The 22,947-nt window shown below is 31.6% G+C and carries 20 protein-coding genes; 13 read left to right on the top strand and 7 right to left on the bottom strand.

Annotated features, from left to right (window positions below; translation table 11 throughout):
- Nucleotides 1-8: 8 nt before the first annotated feature.
- From B2217_RS04060 to thrC, 5 genes are all read left to right on the top strand, one after another.
- A complete protein-coding gene (locus B2217_RS04060; protein ID WP_180905471.1) occupies nt 9-800 on the top strand; it encodes a DUF2797 domain-containing protein in 792 nt (263 codons plus the stop codon).
- Between the two features lie 151 nt (nt 801-951).
- Nucleotides 952-1,380: a hypothetical protein gene (locus B2217_RS04065; protein ID WP_180905470.1), complete on the top strand. Its 429-nt coding sequence runs from the start codon at nt 952-954 to the stop codon at nt 1,378-1,380.
- Nucleotides 1,381-1,597: 217 nt separating this feature from the next.
- Nucleotides 1,598-4,051, top strand: a complete 2,454-nt coding sequence (thrA, locus tag B2217_RS04070; protein WP_291122118.1) for a bifunctional aspartate kinase/homoserine dehydrogenase I — start codon at nt 1,598-1,600, stop codon at nt 4,049-4,051.
- 3 nt (nt 4,052-4,054) lie between these two features.
- Nucleotides 4,055-5,038, top strand: a complete 984-nt coding sequence (locus B2217_RS04075) for a homoserine kinase (protein WP_180905468.1) — start codon at nt 4,055-4,057, stop codon at nt 5,036-5,038.
- A gap of 2 nt (nt 5,039-5,040) precedes the next feature.
- The gene (gene thrC / locus B2217_RS04080) at nt 5,041-6,348 is read left to right on the top strand and encodes a threonine synthase (RefSeq protein WP_291122119.1); all 1,308 of its coding nucleotides are present in this window, start codon (nt 5,041-5,043) and stop codon (nt 6,346-6,348) included.
- Between the two features lie 73 nt (nt 6,349-6,421).
- On the opposite strand, the gene ilvA is transcribed toward thrC, so the two are convergent.
- Nucleotides 6,422-7,705 (bottom strand): threonine ammonia-lyase IlvA, encoded by a 1,284-nt coding sequence (gene ilvA, locus B2217_RS04085; RefSeq protein WP_180905466.1) that lies wholly within the window; start codon nt 7,703-7,705, stop codon nt 6,422-6,424.
- 302 nt (nt 7,706-8,007) lie between these two features.
- Between ilvA and B2217_RS04090 the strand changes: the two genes are divergently transcribed.
- The 4 genes from B2217_RS04090 to B2217_RS04105 all read left to right on the top strand — a co-directional run bounded on the left by B2217_RS04090 (nt 8,008) and on the right by B2217_RS04105 (nt 13,287).
- Entirely contained in the window at nt 8,008-9,192 is a 1,185-nt protein-coding gene (locus tag B2217_RS04090; protein ID WP_114999342.1) for a CynX/NimT family MFS transporter, read from the top strand.
- 107 nt (nt 9,193-9,299) lie between these two features.
- Nucleotides 9,300-10,139 (top strand): AraC family transcriptional regulator, encoded by an 840-nt coding sequence (locus B2217_RS04095; protein ID WP_291122120.1) that lies wholly within the window; start codon nt 9,300-9,302, stop codon nt 10,137-10,139.
- A 66-nt stretch (nt 10,140-10,205) separates the two neighbouring features.
- Nucleotides 10,206-12,575, top strand: coding sequence for a TonB-dependent receptor domain-containing protein (locus B2217_RS04100; RefSeq protein WP_114999339.1), 2,370 nt, complete (start codon nt 10,206-10,208; stop codon nt 12,573-12,575).
- Nucleotides 12,576-12,732: 157 nt separating this feature from the next.
- Nucleotides 12,733-13,287 carry a hypothetical protein gene (locus tag B2217_RS04105; protein WP_038334092.1) on the top strand — a complete coding sequence of 185 codons (555 nt, stop codon included), beginning with the start codon at nt 12,733-12,735 and terminating at the stop codon, nt 13,285-13,287.
- Nucleotides 13,288-13,315: 28 nt separating this feature from the next.
- On the opposite strand, the gene B2217_RS04110 is transcribed toward B2217_RS04105, so the two are convergent.
- Nucleotides 13,316-13,792: an Lrp/AsnC family transcriptional regulator gene (locus B2217_RS04110; RefSeq protein ID WP_244958019.1), complete on the bottom strand. Its 477-nt coding sequence runs from the start codon at nt 13,790-13,792 to the stop codon at nt 13,316-13,318.
- Nucleotides 13,793-13,808: 16 nt separating this feature from the next.
- Here B2217_RS04110 and B2217_RS04115 point away from each other — a divergent pair, with 16 nt between their 5' ends.
- The gene (locus B2217_RS04115; RefSeq protein WP_244958018.1) at nt 13,809-14,807 is read left to right on the top strand and encodes an EamA family transporter; all 999 of its coding nucleotides are present in this window, start codon (nt 13,809-13,811) and stop codon (nt 14,805-14,807) included.
- A gap of 235 nt (nt 14,808-15,042) precedes the next feature.
- On the opposite strand, the gene sucD is transcribed toward B2217_RS04115, so the two are convergent.
- The 3 genes from sucD to B2217_RS04130 all read right to left on the bottom strand — a co-directional run bounded on the left by sucD (nt 15,043) and on the right by B2217_RS04130 (nt 17,876).
- The gene (sucD, locus tag B2217_RS04120) at nt 15,043-15,912 is read right to left on the bottom strand and encodes a succinate--CoA ligase subunit alpha (RefSeq protein ID WP_038337297.1); all 870 of its coding nucleotides are present in this window, start codon (nt 15,910-15,912) and stop codon (nt 15,043-15,045) included.
- Nucleotides 15,913-16,078: 166 nt separating this feature from the next.
- A complete protein-coding gene (locus B2217_RS04125) occupies nt 16,079-17,005 on the bottom strand; it encodes a UDP-3-O-(3-hydroxymyristoyl)glucosamine N-acyltransferase (protein ID WP_291122121.1) in 927 nt (308 codons plus the stop codon).
- An 88-nt stretch (nt 17,006-17,093) separates the two neighbouring features.
- A complete protein-coding gene (locus tag B2217_RS04130; protein WP_291122122.1) occupies nt 17,094-17,876 on the bottom strand; it encodes an META domain-containing protein in 783 nt (260 codons plus the stop codon).
- A 163-nt stretch (nt 17,877-18,039) separates the two neighbouring features.
- On the opposite strand from B2217_RS04130, the gene dnaG reads away from it, so the two are divergent.
- The gene (dnaG, locus tag B2217_RS04135) at nt 18,040-19,986 is read left to right on the top strand and encodes a DNA primase (protein WP_291122123.1); all 1,947 of its coding nucleotides are present in this window, start codon (nt 18,040-18,042) and stop codon (nt 19,984-19,986) included.
- Nucleotides 19,987-20,233: 247 nt separating this feature from the next.
- Nucleotides 20,234-20,725: a septal ring lytic transglycosylase RlpA family protein gene (locus B2217_RS04140; RefSeq protein WP_280049577.1), complete on the top strand. Its 492-nt coding sequence runs from the start codon at nt 20,234-20,236 to the stop codon at nt 20,723-20,725.
- A 58-nt stretch (nt 20,726-20,783) separates the two neighbouring features.
- On the opposite strand, the gene B2217_RS04145 is transcribed toward B2217_RS04140, so the two are convergent.
- Complete coding sequence (locus B2217_RS04145) at nt 20,784-20,936, bottom strand: hypothetical protein (RefSeq protein ID WP_291122124.1); 153 nt, start codon at nt 20,934-20,936, stop codon at nt 20,784-20,786.
- A 276-nt stretch (nt 20,937-21,212) separates the two neighbouring features.
- On the opposite strand from B2217_RS04145, the gene B2217_RS04150 reads away from it, so the two are divergent.
- Nucleotides 21,213-21,524, top strand: coding sequence for a hypothetical protein (locus B2217_RS04150; protein ID WP_114999479.1), 312 nt, complete (start codon nt 21,213-21,215; stop codon nt 21,522-21,524).
- Nucleotides 21,525-21,601: 77 nt separating this feature from the next.
- Here B2217_RS04150 and B2217_RS04155 read toward each other — a convergent pair whose 3' ends face one another.
- Entirely contained in the window at nt 21,602-22,939 is a 1,338-nt protein-coding gene (locus B2217_RS04155; protein ID WP_180906124.1) for a hypothetical protein, read from the bottom strand.
- Nucleotides 22,940-22,947 lie beyond the last annotated feature (8 nt).

Genomic DNA, 22,947 nt, shown 5'->3' on the forward strand with positions numbered 1-22,947 from the left:
TTAGCAAGATGCAGTTTGAAGGACAAATTCGTAAAATGACAACTGAAAATGGAACGCCAATCAATTATTATTGGAATTTCAAAGATGATTTTATCGTTATGAATCAATTGTTAGGAAAAAAAATCAAGATTAACTTTGATCATTACGAATGTTTAAACTGTCACGAGGACAAAGAGATTTATCAGATGGGATATTGTAAAAATTGTTTTTTTACAGTTCCAGAAGCTAATCCAAGTATCATCAATCCAGAACTTTCAACAGCACATTTGGGAATTGTACAACGTGATTTAGAGTTTGAAACGAAATTCGAATTACAACCGCATATTGTGTATTTGGCAAATTCGTCCGGAATTAAAGTTGGTGTAACACGTTTAACGCAAGTTCCGACACGTTGGATTGATCAAGGAGCTTCTGAAGCTATTATTATTGCCCGAACAGATAATCGTTATGAAGCTGGAATGATAGAGGTTTCGTTGAAAAATGTTATTGCAGATAAAACGAATTGGCAAAGAATGTTGAAAAATGATGTGCCAGAAATTAATTTATTCGAAAAGTATCACGAAATCAGAAATGAAGTGAATCCAGATTTTCAACAATTTTTGGTTGATGAACCAGACGTTTGGAAGTTAGAATATCCAGTTTTATCTTATCCAGAAAAAGTAAAATCATTAAACCTAAAAAAGACACATGAAATAGAAGGTGTTTTGAAAGGGATAAAAGGTCAATACTTAATTTTTGAAGATAATACAGTTTTTAATGTTCGTGGTCACGAAGGCTTTTACGTCAATTTTGAAGTATAAAAATCATTTTAAAAAGAAATATATTAAAAGTCGATTCTATTATAGAATCGACTTTTTAATTGTATCTAATTGATTTTAATAAAAATACTTGTTTTTAAATTTAATTATCACTAAATTAGTTATAATCAATTAACACAAAAAAATTGGAATTATGAAAGCAAGTGCATTACTTATCGTTGGAGGAATTTTAGCTTTAACAGCATGTAATAAAAAATCAGATTTACCAGACTACAAAGTAAAAGAAGCAATTTTAGATGTTTATAAATATAGAGCGGATAAACCAGATTCTCTTTTCGCAAAAGTGGAAGGTGTAAATGTAGAAGATTTGAATGCAGTAACTAAACAGTATGGACCTGTAGATGTTTATAATTTCGAAAAAATGACGCCTCTTGAGGATGGAGACAAAACAGTTTACGAAGCTGTTTATAAGGTATCTTTTAAAGGAGCAGAAGGAACAGAAACATTTAAAGTAAAAAGAATAGATAAGTTAGATGGAATTGTTGTTGGTTATTCAAGCGATGTAAAACCTATAGTAACAACAACAGATTCGACAGCTGTAAAGAAAGATTCTGTGAAATAAAAATAAAAAAAATCAATAAATTATTGATGATTTATTAAAAAGTTTGTATATTCGTTATCAATAATGAAACAAAACGGATTAAATACAATTATTTCAATTACGACGACTTCTAGTGTTCACACTTAGAGGAGTCTTGTTATGTATTTAATTCTAAAAAAATAATGCAAAAGCATCTTCTCAAAAGAAAGATGCTTTTTTTATGATCAAAATTTAAATTATGAAAGTTTTAAAATTCGGAGGAACATCAGTCGGATCGGTAGAAAGTATCCGCGCGGTCGTAGAAATTGTTAAACAAGAAAGGCAACAAAATAACTCGATTATTTTGGTTATGTCTGCTATTTCTGGTTTGACCAATTTATTAACCAAATTGTCCGAAGAAGCTTCATCAGGAAGTTTTGATGAAAATGATTTAAAACTTTTTCAAGAAAAACATTTCGAAATTGTAAAAGCTTTAATCGATGTGCCGAATCAAAATCCGATTTTAACAAAATTAAAATTGTTGATGAATGAGTTGGAAGCATTATTAGAAGGGGTGGAAATTCTGAAAGAATTAAGCCCTCAAACAAAAGATTTGATTTTGAGTTTCGGCGAAAGATGTAGTGCTTTATTAATAGCAAAAGTAATGCAAGAGCATGTTGGAAATTCATTGGCGATTAATGCATCAGATTATATTTTGACTGATCATAATTTTGGTCAAGCGAATGTTATCGAGGAAAAATCGTTTCAGAATATTCAACAATTAGCAAAAGATTATTCGGATAAATTATTAGTTGTAACAGGGTTTATTGCTGCTAATGAAGAAGGACGAGTGACAACTTTGGGAAGAGGAGGTTCTGATTACACTGCGGCTTTGATTGGTGCGGCTTTACATGCAGAACAAATTGAAATTTGGACAGATGTAAATGGAATGATGACGGCGGATCCTCGTTTTGTGAACAAAGCTTTTTCGTTAGAAAATTTATCGTATACAGAAGCGATGGAATTGTCGTATTTCGGTGCGAAAGTGATTTATCCGCCAACAATGGCTCCAGCTTTTAAACTTCGAATTCCGATTTTAATTAAAAACACATTTCAACCGGATTTTGAGGGAACAAAAATTCAGTTCGATTCGCAACCAACAGATTATCCAATTAAAGGAATTTCGTCGATCAAAGATATTGCATTAGTCAATATAAAAGGAAGCGGCTTGGTTGGCAAATTGGGCTTTAGTGGAAAACTTTTTTCACTTTTAGCGCAACATCATATCAACATTGTGTTGATTACGCAATCTTCGTCAGAGCATAGTATCACGCTTGCCATTCATCATAATGAAGTCGAAAAAGCAAAGCAATTAATTGAAGAAGAGTTTTGTTTGGAAATTGCAGCAAAATGGTTGGAACCAATTGAAATTGAAGAAAATCTCGGAATTATTGCAATTGTTGGAGAAAACATGAAGAAAATGGTTGGTGTTTCGGGCAAGTTATTTTATGCATTAGGACGAAATGGAATCAATGTCAGAGCGATTGCGCAAGGTTCTTCGGAGTATAATATTTCGGTTGTGATTAACGAAAATGATTTGTCAAAAGCTTTAAATGCGGTACATGATGCGTTTTTTAATCATTTGAAAAAAACAATTCATGTTTTCAATGTTGGAGTAGGAAATATTGGGTCGACATTTTTAAATCAATTAGAAAAACAGAAAGATTTTTTAGCAAAAAATAATGATATCGAAATAAAATTGGTTGGATTATCAAATTCAAAAAAAATGATGTTTGATGAAAACGGAATTAATTTATCGAATTGGAAAAATGAATTAGAAAATTCTTCTTCTCCAGCTGATTTGAATGAATTTATCCAAAAAATGAAACAGTATAATTTACCAAATTGTGTTTTTGTAGATAATACTGCGAGTTCTGATTTGCCAAATTATTACAAACAAATTTTTGAAAGCAGTATTTCGGTTGTGACATGTAATAAAATTGCGAATTCATCTTCTTATCAAGAGTATAAAAAATTGAAAGAAACTGCTCGAAAATATGGTATTGATTTTCTTTACGAAACAAATGTTGGAGCAGGTTTACCAATTATTAGCGTGTTGAAAGATTTAAGAATGAGTGGAGATCAAATCTTAAAAATTGAAGCAATTTTATCAGGAACAATTTCGTATATATTTAATCATTTTAAAGGTGAAAATACATTTGCCGAAATTGTAAAAAAAGCGCAAGAATTAGGTTATACAGAACCAGATCCTCGCGATGATTTGAGTGGAATAGATTTTATGCGAAAAATGTTGATTCTTGCTCGTGACAATGGTTACGAAATTGAAGCGGGAGATGTAAAAATCGATTCTATTTTGCCTAAATCTTGTTTAGAAGCTGCAACTGTAGAAGATTTTTATCAAGAATTAGTCAACGAAAATGATTATTTCGAAAAGATAAAACATCAAGCAGATGAGGAGCAGAAAGTGATTCGTTACATCGGGATTTTAGAAGATGGAAAAATATCAATTTCGTTAGAATTGGTGGATAATCAACATCCGTTTTATGCCTTGTCTGGAAGCGATAATATTATTTCTTTTACAACAGCGCGTTACAAGGAACGTCCTTTGGTTGTGAAAGGACCTGGAGCTGGTGCAGAAGTTACAGCAGCTGGCGTTTTTGCAGATTTAGTTAATATAAGTTCAATACGATAAAAGATGAATCAAATAATCGAAAATAAATATAAGCTTGATCAAGCGAAGTTTTTAGATAAAGTACATGTTTTTGCTCCTGCAACAGTTGCCAATATGATCTGTGGATATGATATTTTGGGCTTTGCGGTGGATTATCCAGGTGATGAGGTAATCATGAAAAAGACAGAAAAGTTAGGAATCGAAATTCTGACAATTACAGGTGACGAGGGTAAATTGCCTTTGGATGCGATGAAAAATACAGTTTCTCATTCGGCATGGAAATTATTTTGTGATTTAGGTCTACAAGATTCTTTTGGATTATCGATAGAATTACACAAAAAAATGCCAATTGGAAGTGGTTTAGGTTCAAGCGCGGCGAGCACAGTTTCTGGACTTTTTGCATTGAATGAATTATTAGGAAAACCACTTTCTAAAAATGAGCTTTTGCCTTATTGTATGGAAGGCGAACGATTGGCTTGTGGCGCTGCTCATGCGGATAATGTTGCGCCATCGTTGTTTGGAGGAATTACGTTGATTCCTTCTTATGAGCCGATTTTGGTGCGTTCTTTACCTGTTCCTGAAAATTTATATGTCACACTGATTTACTCAAAAGTAGAAGTGCCAACAAAGGATGCGCGCAAATTAATTAAAGATAAAGTGCAATTGAGTAAAGCAATAAAGCAATGGGGAAATATTGCAAGTTTGGTTGCAGCGCTTTATGAGAATGATTACGAAGAGATTGGTCGTTCGATGCAAGATGATATTATCGAACCAAATCGTTCTTTATTGATTCCATATTTTAATGAAATGAAAAGTATTTCGCTCGAAAATAATGCATTAACATTCGGTATTTCTGGTTCTGGACCAACAGTTATGGCGTTATCTAAAAGTAAATTGGGTGCAGAAAATATCGAACAAAAACTAAATGATTTTTTGACGATAAAAGAAATTGAACATTTATCATTTGTTTCTAAAATCAATCAACAAGGACCTTACATAAAACACTAAAAATGAAATTATATAGTACAAATAATCATAAGAACAGAGTTGATTTTAAACAAGCGGTTTTCCAATCTTTGCCAGAAGATAAAGGATTGTATATGCCTTTGTCGTTGGAAAAATTAGATGAAAATTGGTTGAATTCTATTGAAAATTATTCATTTCAAGAGATTGCGAAAAAGGTGACAAATCACTTATTAAAAGATGATTTTTCTGAAGAAACGATTAATAATTTAATTGATGATGTAATTAATTTTCCTGCGCCTTTGGTGTTTTTAGAAGATGATTTAGCTATTTTGGAATTATTTCACGGACCTTCTTTTGCTTTTAAAGATTTTGGAGCAAGATTTATGAGTCGCGTGATGGCACATTATTCAAAAAAAGATAATCAATTGTTAGATGTTTTGGTCGCAACTTCTGGCGATACAGGAGGCGCTGTAGCACTTGGCTTTCTGGGAGTAGAAGGAACGAGAGTAACGATTTTGTATCCAAAAGGAAAAGTGTCGCTGATACAAGAATTGCAATTAACGGCGAATGGAAAAAATATTCGTGCCATAGAAATCGACGGAACTTTTGATGATTGTCAAGCATTGGTCAAGCGAGCTTTTTTAGACAAAGATTTAATGAAAAATCTAAACTTAACCTCAGCAAATTCAATTAATATTGCTCGCTTAATTCCGCAATCTTTCTATTATTTCGAGGCATTTGCCCAAGCAAAAAGAAAAGGTTTTGAGAAAGTTTCTTTTGTTGTTCCGAGTGGAAATTTCGGGAATATTACAGCAGGTATTTTGGCTTCAAAATTAGGATTGGAAGTAGAACAATTTGTTGCGGCTACAAATGCGAATGATACTGTTCCATTATTTTTAAAAACCGAAAATTATCTACCCAAACCTTCTGTACAAACGTTTTCGAATGCGATGGATGTTGGAAATCCGAGCAATTGGGTTCGTGTGATGGAATTTTTCGAGCAAGATATGGAGCAATTAAAATCAAAAATGGTTTCAAAAGCTTTTTCAGATATTGAAACGACAAATGCAATTGTTAAAATTAATCAAGAATATGATTACATTGCTTGTCCGCATACGTCGATTGCGTGGTTGGCAGCGAAGGAATACCAAGCGAAAAAGCAAGATGAAAAAGAGTTAGTGGTATTTTTATCGACAGCGCATCCGTGTAAATTTCCTGAAGTTTTTCCGAAAGAAATACGAGATAAAATTGTCTATCCAAAAGAAGTCGAAGAATTGAAATCGAAACAATCAAATAAAGTGGTGATGAACAATAATTTTGATGAGTTAAAAAATTGGTTGTTGAATAATTAATAAATTAAAAAGCAAAGTTTCTAACTAAATAGAAGCTTTGCTTTTTTTGAATAGTATATTAATGATGGAAAAATTATCCAATCATTAACGAAAAGAGTGTGTTGTCTGTGTTAAGATATTGATAGTCGAAATGATGATTTTCTAATCTAAAAATTAAACCATCTAAATCTTCTTTTTTGTCTAATTCAATGCCAACTACTGCTGGACCTGTTTCTTTGTTATTTTTTTGCGTGTATTGAAAGTAAGTGATGTCATCATTTTCACCCAAAACTTCGTTCACTAATTCTTTTAAAGCGCCAGCACGTTGAGGAAAATTGATAATGAAATAATGTTTCAAACCTTCATATTGCAAACTTCTTTCTTTTATTTCTTCCATTCGCGTAATGTCGTTGTTGCTTCCACTAAGCACGCAAACCACATTTTTTCCTTTGATTTCTTCCTTGAAAAAATCTAAAGCCGAAACACTCAAAGCGCCTGCTGGTTCTACAACAATTGCGTCTTCATTGTACAAACGCAAAATGCTCGAACAAACTTTTCCTTCTGGAACAGCACAAGTTGTTTCTAAACCTTCTGCACAGATTTTGTAGGTTTTTTCACCTGCTTTTTTTACAGCTGCGCCATCTACAAAAGGGTCAATCTTCGCTAATGCAACAGATTGTTTTTGTTTGATAGCTTCTGCCATACTTGCTGCGCCACTCGGTTCTACGCCAATAATTTTGGTGTTTGGACTAAGTGTTTTCATCACAGAAATAACGCCAGATGCTAAACCTCCACCGCCAATTGGCACGAAAATATAATCGATTGGTTGATTGCATTGATTCAAAATTTCTAAAGCAACAGTTCCTTGTCCTGCGATTACTTTTTCGTCATCAAAAGGATGAATAAATGTAATATTTCCTTCTTGGGATAATTGATGTGCAAAAGCCGATGCATCATCAAATGTATCACCATGTAAAATGATTTCGATTTGATCTTTCCCAAACCATTTTACTTGTTTTATTTTTTGTTGAGGTGTCGTAGTAGGCATTACAATTTTACCTTTAATGTTTAATTGTTGACACGAATATGCGACACCTTGTGCGTGATTTCCTGCACTTGCGCAGATCACACCATTATTTTTTTCTTGTTCTGATAACTGAACGATTTTATTATAAGCACCACGCAATTTGTACGAACGGACGACTTGTAAATCTTCTCGTTTTAGATAGACATTCGCTTCAAATTGACGACTTAAATTTTCATTGAAATCGAAAGGAGTGTTTTTGGCAACTCCTTTCAAATTCATTTGTGCTAAGTTTACTTCGTCAAGCGAAACGCCTAAGGTCTCAGTTTTTTCATTTCTAAGTCCATTTGCCATAATTCACTGTTTGTTAGTTATTTTATGCATTTTGCATTTTGATAATTTTAGCAATAAAACCGTCAGTTCGAGTGAAATTCTGGAAGAATTTTATATCGAGAATAAGGTTTTAGAAGATAAAATTCATCTTAATTCTCGATACAATTTTTATTCATTTCATTTCTAAAAATCACTCGAACTGACGAATTTTAATTCAAGATATACAAAATGTTAATTTTATTTGTCGTTTTAAATATAATATATGGCAAAATTAATAAAAACGACATGATTAATTTTGTAACCGAATTAGAAATATCAAGTCAATGGAAAAAAATAAAAATATTTGGATTGGAATTGCAGTTGTCATTTTAGTTTCAACTAACCTAAGAGCACCAATTACCGCTGTTAGTCCAATTTTAGATGAAATGAAATCTGTCTTAAAAATAGACAATTTTCAGGCAAGTTTATTGACTTCTATTCCACTTTTCGTATTTGCATTTTGTTCAATTTTAGTGAGTAAAGCCACTGCAAAAATTAATATTCGACATGGATTAATTTATTCTTTAATCATTCTAATTATCGGGATTTACGTCCGTATTTACGGCAATATTTCGATGTTATATATCGGCTCCTTATTAATTGGATTAGGAATTTGTATTGGAAATGTTTTGACACCAGCCTATATAAAAAATACGTTTCCAACAAAAATTGGAATTATGACAGGTATTTTTTCGGTTTCGATGAGTTTAATCGCCGCATTAGCTTCTGGATTGAGTATTGCAATTGGAAATTGGACAAATTTAGGTTGGAAAGGTTCTCTTGGAGTTTGGATTGTAGCGGCTATAGCTGCACTTATAATTGTCTGTATTGATTCTTTAAAAAATAAAACAGCAACTCAACAAAAAATTGTTCAATCAGAGGATGTAAAATTCAATATTTTCAAATCAAAACAAGCATGGAACATTAGTATTTTTATGGGATTACAATCGTTGATTTATTATTGTTTGGTTGCATTATTACCTACATTACTAATAGATTTTGGTATGACAAAAAACAATGCAGGTTGGGTATTTTCGGTTTTACAACTTGCCATGTTACCCGCCATGTTAGTAAGTCCAGTTTTAGCCTCACGCATGAAAAATCCAAAAATTATGATTTACATAACTTCCATTTTATATTTTATTGGAATCATAACATTGCTAATTTTCAAAGCGAAATTCAGTTATTTGAGTGCGATTTTAATTGGAATTGCAGGAGGATTTGCCTTTAGTCTTTCTATTTTATTCTTCTCATTAAGAACAAAAACAATGGTTGGAACAATCAAAATTTCGGGAATGGCACAATCTGTTGGTTATTTAATTGCGGCATTTGGACCTCCTATTTTCGGAAAATTATATGATATCGATTCTACTTGGAGCTATTCATTATACTTTTTAATGTTCTGCATGATGATCCTAACATTTTTTGGAATAAAAGCTTCTCAACCTAAATTTGTGGAGGAAGATTAAAAATAATTCGAATTTACACGTAACATACATCAAGCAAAAGCGTCTATAGAATAGAACACGTTATCAACGTGTTAATCGCGCAAATTGATTTTATTACGTGTACGTTTATGAAAACCGAAATTATACAACCTCATCATCCTGAATTAAAAAATATTGTTCAGTATTTCATCCTTTTCAAATCTGAAAAGGATGAAAAAGTTGAGTATTCAACTTTCCCTAACACCAATTTGTGTCTTGCCATTTACAAGCAGAATAAAATCATTCTCGAACAAAATAAAACAAGCAAACATCTTTTTACCTTAAAAGGATATGCTACATACAAAAGTTATTTATCAGGATTTCATGAATCTAATCTTAATGTAAGCATTGACGCTACTTTAGATGAAATTTGCATCATTTTTCATCCAGCTGCGCTACGCTTATTTACGAATATTTCGTACGATGAATTAATTAAAAGTGATGAAGTTTTTGAAATGATTTTCCCAAAATCTGCTACAGATTTTACAGAACAATTATTTGAGGAAAAGAATTCTTTGAAAAGAATTTTAATGCTCGAAAATATACTATTGAAAAGCTTAAATCAAGATTATTTAACTACTAAAACCAAAGAAATCTTATATCTCATTCAACAAACAGATGAATTAAAAGTTGGTCCTTTAGCCAAACAACTTTCAATGAACGAATCGACTTTATATCGTTTATTCATGAATCAGATTGGGCAAAGTCCTAAATCTTTTTTGAAAACAGTTCGATTTAGAAAAGCGCTAGAGTCTATTCTTCATTTCGAAAAAGAAAAACTTACGCATATCGCTTACCAAAATAATTATACCGATCAATCCCATTTTATCCGCGATTTTAAAGAAATTACGGGGCAATCGCCCAATCAATTAAGAAATAAAACAAGCATTCAACAAGAACAATTGGCTTGGATTTATGCGCAACATTAAGCTGCACGATTTTTACAATTTTATCTTTCTTCGATACTTTTTCTTTGTTATAAATTAATATATCATATGAAAAATCTTATTTTGATTAGCTGCTATTTGATTGCCTTTAGCTTTTGTTCATCAGTTTTTGGGCAACAATTTTCGATAAAAGGAAAAGTAATCAATCAACATGACAAAGCACTTGAATTTGCTGATGTTCTTCTTTTCGAAAATGACAGTTTACTTATCAATCAAGCATATACAGATAGTCTGGGATTATTTTCTATGAAAATAGATACTGGAACTTATTTACTTAAAATAGAACAATTTGGCGTAGAATTTTATTCACAAGAAATAGAAATCAAGCAAGATAAAGACTTAGGGCTTATCAAAATTCAAGATGCTACAACTCTAGAAGGCGCAACGATTACAGCAAAAAAGAAATTGATTGAACAGAAAGTTGATCGACTTGTTTACAATATCGAAAATTCTATTGCATCACAAGGAATGTCTGCGTTGGACGCTTTACGTAACACACCAATGGTGAATGTACTAAATGATAATATTTCTATTGTCGGAAAAGGAAATGTTGCTGTAATGGTAAATGACAGAATGCTTAATTTATCAGGAAGCGAACTTACGAATTATCTACAATCGCTGCGCTCTGATGATATTGCGAAAATTGAAATCATTACAACTCCTCCTTCAAAATATGAAGCGCAAGGAAATAGTGGGATTATTAATATTATTCTAAAGAAAAATCCCAATCTCGGCTGGAGCGGGAGTGTAAATTCTTCATATCAACGAAATTCTTACAATGGTTTCAGAACGGGCGGAACGATTAATTATCAATCGAATAAAATAAGTAGTTCATTAAAATTAAATCAAGGTGATATTAATTACAAGCTACGTAATAGCCAAAATTTTATTGGGAAAGAAACCGCAATTTATACAAACGAAGAAAGACATGATAATCCGAAAATTTTTAGCGTTAATTATAACTTAGATGTCAAAATCAATAAAAACCAAAATACAGGATTTATTTACAGCTATAGTAAGATGAATTATGATATGGATACAAAAGGAATCAGCCGATACCAAACACATTCTATTATCGATTCTACTTTGTATACCAATCAAAAACAACATTGGACAACACCTACACATACCTTGAATGCCTATTATGACATAAAATTAGATAGCATTGGAAAAAAGCTAAATTTCACGGCGAATTTTCTAAATAATTCACCCAAAAAATTCAATGATTTTAATACGCAAAATGAGTTGAATAACAACGAAACTTTAATCCAAAACAATAGTAAAATGAAATATTCGATCCTTTCGATGCAAGCTGATTTTACTTTGCCATACAAATGGTCGAACATAGAAACTGGAGCAAAATATACATTATTGGACAACAAATCGGATGTGGGATATTATGAATTTGATGGAATAGATTTTATTTTGAATCCTACGAACAGCAATATTTTCCAATACAAAGAAAATAATTATGCAGCTTATGTGAGTTTTCAAAAAGATTTCAACGAAAAATGGTCAACAAAAGCAGGTTTACGATACGAATACACTTCGCTAGTAGGTTTTACGCCAAATGACGAAAACAGCAGACTGAAAAAGAACTATGGAAAATTATTTCCTACAGCTTATATCAGTTACAAACCAACTACGAATCATTCGTTCAGTATCAATTATTCCAAAAGAATAAATCGTCCCGATTTCCAATCTTTAAACCCATTTCGCTGGTACACGAATCCATATATGTATTACACAGGAAATCCCGCTATACAACCTTCTTACAATGATAATGTAGAGCTTAATTATTCGTACAAAGGAAAATTGACTTTTGGACTTTACAATCAATACAGCCAAAATAATTTGTCTAATATTGCACATTTTTCAGATGGAATTTACAGCAATGTAGTAGAAAATAGTTATGATCAAAACAGAACAGGATTCAATATTGGATATTACAATACCTTTTTCAAAATTTGGGAAACTTCAGTTAATGCGAATGCATCTTATACAACTACAAAACCGACTATTTCTGAAGTGGAAAAGTTAAAAGTTTATTCGATGTCGTACTCTTTTTACAATACCATCACATTGAATAAAGACAAAACATGGTTTTTGATGATTAATTTCTGGCATACTCTTCCATTCACTTATGCCAATATAAAACTGCAAGATCAACTGGAGTTTTCGCCAGGTATTAAAGCTTCGTTTTTCGATAAAAAATTACAAGCCAATTTTGTGATAAATGATGTATTCAAAACGATTAAAAACAAAGGCTATTCGTATAATGACGATTATCGTTCAGAATTTAATCAATACAATGATTACCGAGGTTTAAAACTTAGTTTAACCTACAATTTTGGAAATAACAAAGTGAAAGAAAACAACAAAAAAGTGAATTTCGAGGAACAAAATAGAGCAAATTAAACTTAATTCAACTCTCAAAAACATCAACTTAATTGTTGGTGTTTAAATTTCGATACTATTTTTCAAAAAATATAAAAATAGTTATGGTTCATTCCAATGAATATGAGATATTTGTTTGATTTAACACATCAATATAAATTAACGAGAACTAAATTTAATGAAGAAAGCATTAGAAAATTATTCAATTCAATTTATCAAAGAAATTATTCCTGTAACCGTAGGTATTTTGATTGCACTGTTTATTGACAATTGGAACACAAATAGAAAAGACCAAGTGTATATTAATCAAGTATTTTCAACGATAAAAAGTGAATTGAATGAAACAACGGAAGAAATAAAATACAATGTTCCTTTGCAAAATTCTTATGTCGATTCACTTGAATACTATGCTGATAACAAAAGTGTTAACATTTTGGATATCACAATGAAATGTAAAGGCGTGTTTATTCCTCAGATTAAAACAAGCGCTTGGAAATCAGTTTCAACTTCCAAAATTGACTTGATAAATTATGATAAAATTACTTCTTTGTCTAATATTGAAGAACAAAAAGACATTTTAAAGAACAAAACAGAATTTTTCATGAATTTCTTGTACTCCAACTTTTATGAAACAGAAAAGAACAAAAAAGAAACCATCAAAATTCTAATACTAGACATTATTCAAACCGAAAAAACAATTCAACGACAAATTGATTTTTATAATAAGAAGTAAGGTGAAAGCTGAATAGTAAACTATGTTTTTATTTAAAATCCTTTTTGGGTAATGGAATTTGAAGTCCCGCTTTCACCGTATGCATGTTGACAAATGTCTTAAAACGTCGAATATTAGAATTACTTAAAAACAATTTTCTTATTAATGATTCATACTCTTGCATGCTCTTAACAACCATAATTAGTATAAAGTCTACTTCTCCTGTCACATAGTAACACTGTTGTACTTGTGGAACCTGACTAAAAGTGTTTTTTATTTCATCAATAAATTCAATTTTATCTGTATCCAAATCCACTTCTACAAATAATAAAATTTGAGAAGCAACTTCTTCAGGGTTAATGACAGAAATATCTGCACGAATTACTTTTTCCTCACGCATTTTTTTGATTCGGCGTTGAACTGCCGCTGCAGATAATCCAATTTTATCACCAATATCACGTTGCGAAGTCATGTTATCTTTTTGTAAAATATCAAGAATTTCTATATCAAATCGGTCTAAATCCATCATAAACAAAGCTTAAATGAAACAAAGTTGCAAAATACATTATAAAATTAAAGATTTTCACCATAGTATTTCAATTATTTTTGCAAAACAAAATAATATATCAAACATTCTATTCATGAAAAATGCGACGTTAAAAGGATTTTTATTTGCAATTATTGCAGCTTCATTATGGGGAATTTCAGGAACATTTGGGCAATTTTTGTTTCAACAACGTGGCATCAATGTAGAATGGATGATTACAGTAAGAATGCTTGTTTCGGGTTTCATTTTGTTGTTATATGCTGCAAGCCAGAAAGAAGCTAAAATCGTTGATGTTTGGCATAATAAAAAGGATGCTTTTCGATTGATACTTTTCTCGATAACAGGGATGCTTATGGTGCAATACACCTACTTTGCAGCCATCAAACACTCTAATGCCGCTACAGCAACAGTATTACAATATGCAGGTCCAGTTCTTATCGCTATTTATTTAGCATTTAAAAATAAAAAAACTCCTCGTTTTATTGATTGTATTGCCATTTCTTTTGCTATTATTGGTACTTTCTTGTTGGTTACTCATGGTAAATTGGATAGCTTAAATATCTCTACAACCGCATTATTTTTTGGTTTAGGATCTGCTGTAGCTTTAGCAATTTATACGTTACAACCTATTCCATTATTGCAAAAATACAATTCGGCAACAATTATCGGTTGGGGAATGTTAATCGGTGGATTAGCCTTTTCGTTTGTTAAAGCTCCTTGGTCAATAGATGGTATTTGGGATCAGAAAACATATTTATATACTTTATTCATCATTCTTTTTGGAACATTAATTCCCTTCTATTTATACCTAACCGCAGTACAAATTATTGGTGGTCAAAAAAGTAGTTTACTTGCTTCTGCTGAACCTCTTTCTGCAACAATTATTGCAATACTTTGGCTTAATGTTTCTTTTGGTATCCTTGATTGGATTGGCAGTTTATTGATTGTTTCGACAATTTTTTTATTGAGTTATGAGAAGAAAAAAGTTAATTAAGTATAATAAATTATTTTAATAAAATGATGAATCACTTTTTTTAAACACGTCAATTTACTTTATTAAAACAACTTATATTTTAATTATGTATTCATTCTAAATCGTGGGATTTTTAATTGTCATTTAAACGTAAAAAAATTAATGAGTGACAGAAATCTCATCTTAAAAAGATACTATGAAATAAAAAAAGGAACTCAAATTTGAGTTCCTTTACTATTTTGATTAAGAATATTTCTTATCCTAAAACTTTTGCAACTGTAGCTCCGATATCAGCAGGAGATGCAACAACGTGGATTCCACATTCTTCCATAATTGCCATTTTAGCTTGTGCTGTATCATCAGCTCCACCTACGATAGCTCCAGCGTGTCCCATTGTACGACCTTTTGGTGCAGTTTGTCCTGCGATAAATCCTACAACTGGTTTAGTTCCATTTGCTTTAATCCAACGAGCAGCCTCAGCTTCTAATTGTCCACCGATTTCACCAATCATTACGATACACTCAGTTTCTGGGTCATTCATAAATAATTCAACAGCTTCTTTTGTTGTAGTACCAATAATTGGATCTCCACCAATTCCGATTGCTGTAGAAATTCCGTAACCAGCTTTTACAACTTGATCAGCAGCTTCGTAAGTTAAAGTTCCTGATTTAGAAACGATACCAACTTTACCTTTTTTGAAAATGAAACCTGGCATAATACCTACTTTAGCTTCCTCAGAAGTAATAACACCAGGACAGTTAGGTCCGATTAATGTTACATCTCTTTGGTCAACATAAGCTTGTACTTTTACCATATCTTCTACTGGAATACCTTCTGTAATACAGATAATTACTTTGATACCTGCTTCTGCAGCTTCCATTACAGCGTCAGCAGCGAATGCTGGTGGAACGAAAATAATAGAAACGTCTGCTCCTGCTTGATCAACAGCATCTTTTACTGTGTTAAAAATTGGTAACCCTAAGTGAGTTTGTCCTCCTTTTCCTGGAGTTACACCACCTACTACTTGTGTTCCATATTCAATCATTTGCTCAGCATGAAAAGTTCCTTCTTTCCCTGTGAAACCTTGAACGATTATTTTTGAATCTTTGTTTACTAATACAGACATTGTGATTTTTAATTTACACAAATATAAAAGGAGTTTTGCATTTTAAAAAATATTCAATGTAAAAAATACACTAAGTCTTTATTGGAACAGGACAAAAAAGTATAAGATATTTATCATAAAAAAAGCCGACCAAACGGTCGGCTGCAAATATATTCTATAAATAATTTTATTTTCTCTTGTAATCGCGAACCATTATCTCTGTGACAGCCATTTTTTTATACAAGCCACGAGCCTCTTCTGCCGGATAACCAAAATATGTTTTTCCTCCTTCCAAAGATTTACTAACCCCTGCTTGTGCTAATAACACCGCTTTTGTACCGATTGTTACACCACTTGTAATCCCAACTTGTCCCCAAATAGAAACTTCGTCTTCTACATTTACACAACCAGCAATTCCGACTTGCGAAGCAATCAAACATTTTTTACCAATAATTGTATCATGACCAATCTGAATTAAATTATCCATTATTGTTCCTTCTCCAATAATTGTAGACGCAGAAACTCCTCTATCTATCGTACAATTCGCACCAATTTCTACATTATTTTCGATGATAACATTTCCGACAGATTTTAAACGATCAAAACCTGTTTCGCGGTTTTTGTAGTAAAATGCATCAGCTCCTAAAACTGTTCCCGAACGAATAATTACATTATCTCCGATAATTGCATAATCATTGATTGAAACATTAGAATGAATCACACAATTTTTTCCAATTTTGACATGATTACCAACAAATGCACCTGGTTGAATAATTGTTCCTTCACCTATTTCTGCAGAATCAGAAATTTGTTTTGTAGCAGCTTCAAACGCCATAAAATGTTGTCCAATTTTGACAAAATCACGGAAAGGATCATCAGAAATCAACAAAGCTTTTCCTTCTGGACAATCAACTTCTTTGTTTATCAAAACAATTGTAGCATTCGATTGTAACGCTTTATCATAATATTTTGGATGATCAACAAAAACTATATCTCCCGCTTCTACACGGTGAATTTCATTGATTCCTTCTACTGGAAAATTTTCGTCTCCAATAAATTTTGCATCGATAATTGATGCTATATCTTTTAATTGATGTGTTTGTGGAAATTTCATCTTTCTCTCCTTTTAAAAAGTCTACAAATATAAAAATAAAAAAGCTGTCAAAAAATGACAGCTTTAATGATTTATGAATTGAATTTCATTATTTTTTCTTGAAAACCATTGTTTTAACATCATTTGCAAACAAAACTAATTTTCCGTCTACAATTTCGTATTTATTTACATTATTAAAACGCTCTCCAAAAGCATCAGAATCTACACCTTGACAAGCCATACGTGTTGTTGCGATGTTTTTTACAGTCAATGAATTACCAACTGCTACATAAGCTCCTGTCAAATTATTACATCCATCATTACCAGAAACTTTGTTATTTTGGAATGTTAATGTAGGTTTTTGATTTGGGAAACGATCATCTAATGATTTTGCACTTCTATCTTTACCAATAAATTCTTCTAATTCCCAAGAACCTGCTAAAGTACCAGGACGAACAAAAGTCATGATGACAATATCTCCTTGAATTAATAATAATTTATTATCTGAAATAGAGTATTTTAATTTTCCGTTTAATTTTGAACTGAAATTAGAATCTTCTACATTTTGACAAGCTTTCATCGTAGACATCATATTACCAAATGTAATTTCATTTCCAGAAATTGTAACTCCTCCATTCAAAGTGTTACAACCATCCGAAGCATTTAACATACTATTCGAAATAAAATTAAGGTAAGGAGTTCCCATTGGATAAGCTTCTGCAATAGAACCTGCCTTCATAAAATTGATTTGGCTCAACTCCCATTTTCCTAAAATAGAGTTGTTATTTGTGTTTTCAGTATTACCTATCACGTTATTAACAGTAGAACAAGATGTTAAGAATCCTGTTGCTAAAATTGCTGAAAAAGATATTTTTAAAATTATTGATTTCATAAAATTTAATTTCAAGTTTCAGTCTAATAAACGAATATCATACCAAATCTCAAAAATGTTAAAATACATTTCTACAAAGGTTTTGAAAAGATGAAGCCAAGTAAAGAATTTGTTTTAATTTTGAGAATTAATTTGTTTACATAATTCTAAAAAATAATTCAATTTGATTTCTCAAAGAACGATAGATATAATTTTAGAAACAGCTCGTGTAGAAGAAGTTGTTGGTGATTTTGTAACCTTAAAACGTGCAGGTTCTAGCTTAAAAGGACTCTCGCCTTTTGGGAACGAAAAAACACCTTCTTTTGTTGTTTCACCTGCCAAACAAATCTGGAAAGATTTTTCTTCTGGAAGAGGTGGAAATGTTGTGACTTTTTTGATGGAAGTTGAACAATTTACTTATCCAGAAGCCTTGCGATGGTTGGCAAAACGTTATAACATCGAGATTGAAGAAGATGGTGAATATACTTTTGAGCAACAACAAGAGGAAAAAGACCGCGAAAGTTTATATATCTTGACTGATTTTGCGAAGAAATTCTTCACTAATCAATTGCATAATTCGGAAGAAGGAAATTTGATTGGATTAAGTTATTTCCGCGAACGTGGCTTTACCAAAGAAACCATCGACAAATTTGAACTTGGTTATTCGCCAAAACAATGGGATGCTTTTGCTGAATATGCCTTAAAAAATGGTTATTCGAAAGAATTGATTGAAGAAGCTGGTTTAGCAACTTTCAAAGAAGATAATAAGAAATATGACAAGTTTCGCGAGCGTGTAATGTTTCCTATTTATAGTTTTTCGGGACGTACGTTGGGTTTTGGTGGACGAATTTTGCGAAATGATGCCAAAGCAGCAAAATATTTAAACTCTCCCGAAAATAAAATTTACCATAAAAGTAAAACGTTATACGGATTATTTCAGGCGAAACAACACATTACAAAAGCTGATCAATGTTTCTTGGTCGAAGGTTATACAGATGTTTTGTCTTTGCATCAAGCCGGAATTCAAAATGTAGTAGCGAGTTCTGGAACAGCACTTACAAATGAACAAATTCGTTTGATAAAACGTTTGACAGAGAATATCATTGTGATGTACGATGGTGATAATGCTGGTATCAAAGCGTCTTTCCGTGGAATTGATATGATTTTGGAACAAGAAATGAATGTCAAAATTCTTTTGTTACCAGAAGGCGAAGATCCAGATTCGTTTGCGAAAAAACATTCGACAACTGAAATCGAAGCGTATATAAAAGAAAACGCATCTGATTTTATTCGTTTCAAAGCAAATGTTTTGTTGGAAGATGCGAAGAATGATCCAATCAAAAAAGCTGAATTAATTAGAGAAATTGTAAAATCAATTTCGCTTATTCCGAATATTATCAAGCAAGAAGTTTACATTGCAGAAACTTCTAAAATAATGGAAATTCGAGAAGAAGTTTTGTTCAAAGAATTGGCTCAATTGCAAAATTCTGGCGATAAATCGACTTCTTCGTCTTCTCATATTACCGATAATGCGCGAACTAAAAAACCTGCTATTTCGGTTTTTCCGTCTACAAAAGAAGTCATCAATGTTCAGCAAACTGTAGAAAATGAAATCATTAAGTTGATTATGCAATTTGGTGATTTAGAAGTTGATTTGAAGAACGAGAACAACGAGCTATACAAAACAACAGTTAACCAAGAAATCATTTCTCAATTTGATGAAAACGAGTTAAGTTTGAGTAATCCACTTTATCAATCTATTTTAGAAGAAGTGAAAGTTGGTTTGGGAAATGATGAATTGCGAACAGGAACTTATTTTTCTCGATTAACCAATCCAGAAATTGTACAGCTTGCTTCGGAAATGATGTTAGAAAAACATAGTTTAAGCGAAAACTGGACAGTAAAGCAAGGCATCAACATTAAGAAAAAAGAAGAATTTGTGCACAAAGATTTATTTGATGTTTTACTTCGCTTCAAAATTATTTACATAGATAATGTGATTAAAGAATTGATGCATCAAACAAAAAATCCTGAATTATCAATCGAAGAAACAAGTCAAATTCTTCAACAAATTATGCATTTTACTGGATTAAAAAATATCTTAAATCAACATCTTAATCGCGTCATTTAATTTAACATTTACTGATTAAAATCACAACTCACTGACTAATAAATATTTACATAAAAATTACAAATAGTTCTTAAAAATTTTAATAAGTAACTATATTTTTAACTTATAGTTAACAATTCTTTATAAAGCTACTAAACATAGACATTTAGGTCTCTTTTATTTTCTGAAAATCATTAGAAAAAACTATGCATGTACAAACAAAATCTATTATGCTTATTTTAGATAAAGATTCAGAAAGAACTAAAGAATGACAAAGAATATTTTAACATTATTAGTAATGCTGATGATTATCCCAATGGCTCAAGCTAAAGGAAAATCAAACTTTTCAATAGAAAATCCGTTACCAGTTACTATAACTAAAAATTTGAAACTTAATATAATCAATAAATTTTCAGATTTTAATAAAACAGATAACACTGCGATTTCGGAAATTGTTGAAAAAGCTGGAAAAAAAGTAAGTGGAATTGTATCATGGTATGCTGATAAATTTCACGGTAAAAAAACTTCTAGTGGCGAGTTATATAACAAAAATAACTTAACTGCAGCCCACAAAACTTTACCATTCGGTACAAAAGTCAAAGTAACCAATACAAATAACGGAAAATCTGTTGTTGTAAAAATAAACGATAGAGGACCACATACAAAATCTCGTTTATTGGATTTGAGTAAAGCAGCGTTTACTTCTATAGGTTCTATTAATTCGGGAACATTAAACGTAGAAATGGAAGTTGTAGAGTAAAACAATTTTTAGATATTAAAAAAGAAAAGGATTGAACAATGTTCAATCCTTTTCTTTTTTAATCATTATGATGTTTATGATGCCCTTTCTTTTTATAATAATTCCCATTATTTTTCTTTTGTTGACCTGGTGCATATCGTTTTGCAGATTTATCACCATGTACCTTTTTGTGTTGACCTGGTGGTAAGCTACGATGGTCGTCATATCTCACTTCGTATTTCGGATATTTCTTATACTTCTTTTTGTGTTTATGCTGATGCTCTAACCCATATATAGTTGAGAACCATCACACGATACCAAAAATAAAGCAGCGAAAGCAAAAAAGGCAATCAAGTTGATTTTTTTTAATACTGTTAGTTTCATAATCATATTCATTATATTCATTTTGAGATAAGACAATAACCTTACCAAAAAAGACTTTACAATATTTTAATGAATATACTGATTGGAATAGTATTTGAGAATCAATAATTAAACTATTAAAATTATGAAAGAAAAAATCCAATACCGCTACAAAACAACGAACGAAGCTTTAGACGAACTAAAAGAAAATGGTTTTACTATTGACTATAATATCGAAAAAAATCAATTAAAACAAGCCCCTGAAATCTTTGATATCGTATGCATTTATCGTTACGAAGGAATGTCTGATCCTGATGACGAATCTTCTGTTTATGGTATAATCAATAATCAAAACGGAGACAAAGGTGTTTACGTGGTTGGAAATCTATCAACAGATGACGATGTCGATCATTTCTTGGTTGATTTGGAAATAAAACGTAGAACAATTCAAGAATAAAATAACAATTATTAATCAAATAAAAAAAGCTCGATGCAAATGCATCGAGCTTTTTAGGTTTTATAACATCTTTCTAATTAGAAAGGATATTCATAAATTTTTGATTCGTGGAAGTAAGGGTGACCTTTTGCTTCTAAGTTTAATTTAGAAACTGCATTCATAACTACGAATGTAAATAATCCTCCGATTCCAACTAATGCTCCAATTTCCATTAAACCAAAGTTGTGGAATGGTCCAACAGCTGCTGGCATAATTTGGTTGTAGAAATCCCAGTAGTGTCCGAAGATGATAACGAATCCCATCGCGAAAACGATTTGGTAACGACGTTTCATGCTTGATGAAATTAAAATCAAGAATGGAGCTACTAAGTTAATGATCAACATCCAGAAATATAATGGGTATTGCGCCATACGTTGTTGGAAGTATTGAGCTTCCTCAGGAATGTTTGCGTACCATTGTAACATGAATTGACAGAACCATAGGTAAGACCATAATAATGAGAAACCGAACATGTATTTTGTTAAATCATGTAAGTGGTTATCATTAAATAATGGTAAAGCGTTCTTTCTTTTTAAGTAGATAGAAATAATTGCCATAATAGAAACCGCAGAAACTAAGTATGAAACCATTCCGTACCACATAAATAATGAAGAGAACCAGTGTGGATCTAAAGACATCACGAAATCCCAAGCAAATGCTGCAGAACAAATTGCGAAAATCACTAAGTAAATTACTGATTTTTTGTACAATTGAGCGTACACTTTTAAGTCTCCGTTTGTCTCATCTAATTTACGTGTTGCGTTTTTAATTACTGGTAACATTAAAGATAATACTACTAAGTAAATAACACAACGTACTAACCAGAAGTTAGGGCTTAACCAAAGTTGAGCTTTGTTCGCCATGAAGATATCATACTTCTCGCTATCAGGATTTATTAAATCAGCATCCATCCAGTGGAATAAGTGATTCATGTGAAAATAAGATCCTAAAACGATGATAGCTACAAGTACAGAACCTACTGGTAAAAATGATGCGATAGCCTCCATAACACGAGATACTACCATAGACCAACCAGCGTTAGCTACGAATTGAATACATAAGAAAAACAACGCAGACGCCGCAATACCAAACGATAAATAAGCTGGTACATAGAAAGCTGCCCAAGGTCTGTTTTTCAATAAATTTGTCAAATGCTCCATGTGTCCAGCATGATCTGTATTCATAGATGCATAAGAATCTGAAATGTAGTCACCAAAAAATTGAGTTGGGTGAGCTTCAATCAAACCGTTAATATATTCAGTTGAATTAGCAACATCTTGTTGATGTAAGAAAAATCCTATCCCGTAAAGTACAACACCTATAACAGCTAAGATAAGTGATGCATTTTTTAATTTTGGGGAAAATGTATATTGCATAATAATTA

This window comes from Empedobacter sp. UBA7620 (assembly GCF_002484185.1).
GTDB lineage: Bacteria > Bacteroidota > Bacteroidia > Flavobacteriales > Weeksellaceae > Empedobacter > Empedobacter falsenii_C.

Bases quoted from the DNA above. Each gene is read 5' to 3' on its own strand.
- B2217_RS04115 (WP_244958018.1), top strand. From the start codon at position 13,809: ATGAAACAAAGTTGCAAAATACATTATAAAATTAAAGATTTTCACCAT.
- sucD (WP_038337297.1), bottom strand. From the start codon at position 15,912: ATGTCTGTATTAGTAAACAAAGATTCAAAAATAATCGTTCAAGGTTTC.
- thrC (WP_291122119.1), top strand. From the start codon at position 5,041: ATGAAATTATATAGTACAAATAATCATAAGAACAGAGTTGATTTTAAA.
- B2217_RS04065 (WP_180905470.1), top strand. From the start codon at position 952: ATGAAAGCAAGTGCATTACTTATCGTTGGAGGAATTTTAGCTTTAACA.
- B2217_RS04060 (WP_180905471.1), top strand. From the start codon at position 9: ATGCAGTTTGAAGGACAAATTCGTAAAATGACAACTGAAAATGGAACG.
- B2217_RS04105 (WP_038334092.1), top strand. From the start codon at position 12,733: ATGAAGAAAGCATTAGAAAATTATTCAATTCAATTTATCAAAGAAATT.
- thrA (WP_291122118.1), top strand. From the start codon at position 1,598: ATGAAAGTTTTAAAATTCGGAGGAACATCAGTCGGATCGGTAGAAAGT.
- B2217_RS04075 (WP_180905468.1), top strand. From the start codon at position 4,055: ATGAATCAAATAATCGAAAATAAATATAAGCTTGATCAAGCGAAGTTT.
- ilvA (WP_180905466.1), bottom strand. From the start codon at position 7,705: ATGGCAAATGGACTTAGAAATGAAAAAACTGAGACCTTAGGCGTTTCG.
- B2217_RS04150 (WP_114999479.1), top strand. From the start codon at position 21,213: ATGAAAGAAAAAATCCAATACCGCTACAAAACAACGAACGAAGCTTTA.
- B2217_RS04095 (WP_291122120.1), top strand. From the start codon at position 9,300: ATGAAAACCGAAATTATACAACCTCATCATCCTGAATTAAAAAATATT.
- B2217_RS04130 (WP_291122122.1), bottom strand. From the start codon at position 17,876: ATGAAATCAATAATTTTAAAAATATCTTTTTCAGCAATTTTAGCAACA.
- B2217_RS04140 (WP_280049577.1), top strand. From the start codon at position 20,234: ATGACAAAGAATATTTTAACATTATTAGTAATGCTGATGATTATCCCA.
- B2217_RS04155 (WP_180906124.1), bottom strand. From the start codon at position 22,939: ATGCAATATACATTTTCCCCAAAATTAAAAAATGCATCACTTATCTTA.
- B2217_RS04100 (WP_114999339.1), top strand. From the start codon at position 10,206: ATGAAAAATCTTATTTTGATTAGCTGCTATTTGATTGCCTTTAGCTTT.
- B2217_RS04110 (WP_244958019.1), bottom strand. From the start codon at position 13,792: ATGGATTTAGACCGATTTGATATAGAAATTCTTGATATTTTACAAAAA.
- B2217_RS04125 (WP_291122121.1), bottom strand. From the start codon at position 17,005: ATGAAATTTCCACAAACACATCAATTAAAAGATATAGCATCAATTATC.
- B2217_RS04090 (WP_114999342.1), top strand. From the start codon at position 8,008: ATGGAAAAAAATAAAAATATTTGGATTGGAATTGCAGTTGTCATTTTA.